The 278-nt window shown below is 47.5% G+C and carries 1 protein-coding gene; it reads right to left on the bottom strand.

Translation table 11 applies throughout. The features are described from left to right. Positions 1-278: D-ribose pyranase (gene rbsD / locus RAD10_RS41715; protein ID WP_461622008.1), on the bottom strand; the 278-nt coding region annotated here is incomplete at both ends.

Here is a 278-nt window from a genome sequence, read left to right as displayed (position 1 = left end):
CCTGACTTTCTGCCGTTTGTTGTTTGAATTGTTCATGCGTGGTGTAACGAATTTCAATGGTATTTCCCTGGTGTTTTTGCAGCTGCTCAAGGTGTGTGAGCAAGGTTTCGTGGAGTTGCGGATTATGGTGTTTGATCTCTTCCGCGATAATGGCAGCCTCGACCTGCATTTCATTTGTGACGACGCCCAGCACCTGCATAAAAGAAGGTACACCCTGGGTTAATGCCATATCGATACGCGTTGTACTTTTGGGGATGGGTAAACCAGCATCACACACC

It is taken from the genome of Bradyrhizobium sp. 23AC (assembly GCF_054863025.1).
This window is presented reverse-complemented; position numbering and strand designations above follow the sequence as displayed.